The sequence below is a fragment of the Pseudomonas sp. K5002 genome (assembly GCF_013386655.1).
Lineage (GTDB): Bacteria > Pseudomonadota > Gammaproteobacteria > Pseudomonadales > Pseudomonadaceae > Aquipseudomonas.
This window is the reverse complement of record NZ_JACARK010000692.1, coordinates 1-808: the sequence shown is the minus strand read 5'-3', so window position 1 is coordinate 808 and position 808 is coordinate 1. Positions and strand designations below refer to the sequence as shown.

Below are 808 nucleotides of genomic sequence, written 5' to 3'. Positions count from 1 at the left end.
AGGGCCATGGCGATCACCACCCGCTGACGCTGCCCGCCAGACAGTTCAAACGGATACGCCAGTCGCAAGCGCTCAGGGTCGGGCAAGCCGACATAACCGAGCAAATCCACCACCCGCTGACGCCGCACCCGTGCCGCCGCCACGCCATGGGCGCGCAGGGTTTCATCGATCTGTTGGCCCACCCGCAACAGTGGGTTGAGGGCGCTCATGGGCTCCTGGAATACCATGCTGATATCCCGCCCGCGCAGTTGGCGCATGGCCTCTTCGCTGCGGTCGGCCAGGTCTTCGTCGCGAAACACCAGGCGCCCGCTTTCCACCTTCAGCGGGGCCGGCAACTGGCGCAGCAAAGCCTTGGCCAGCATTGACTTGCCGGAACCGGATTCACCCACCACACACAAGCATTCGCCACGGTTCAGTTGCAGCGACAGGTCATACAGCGCATGGCTGCGGTCCGCACCGGCCGGCAAGGCGATACGCAAATGTTCAACACTCAACAAAGTCATAGCGACCTCCCGGGCTCAAAGGCCACACGCAAACCTTCACCGACTCGATTGACCGCCAGCACGCACAGCACAATCGCCAACCCCGGCAGAAAGCTCATCCACCAGGCGTCCCGCAGCAAGCCACGGGAGGCATTGATCATGTAGCCCCAGCTCATGGCTTCCGGGTCGCTCAAGCCGAGAAACGCCAAGGCCGCTTCGGTGAGGATCGCCGTGGCCATGACAAAGGTCATGGTCACCAGCAGCGGCGCCAGGGCGTTGGGCAGGATCTGCTGGGCGATGATCCCCAGCGGCGACTGCCCCAGCAC

2 protein-coding genes are annotated in these 808 nt (G+C 63.9%); both read right to left on the bottom strand.

From position 1 onward, the window contains the following. The coding region (locus tag HX846_RS39765; protein WP_256739960.1) for an ATP-binding cassette domain-containing protein at positions 1-503 on the bottom strand (503 nt) is incomplete at its 3' end. Then, positions 500-808, bottom strand: a 309-nt coding sequence (locus HX846_RS26395) for an ABC transporter permease subunit (RefSeq protein WP_178966401.1), incomplete at its 5' end; no start/stop codon positions are given. The genes HX846_RS39765 and HX846_RS26395, both read right to left, overlap by 4 nt.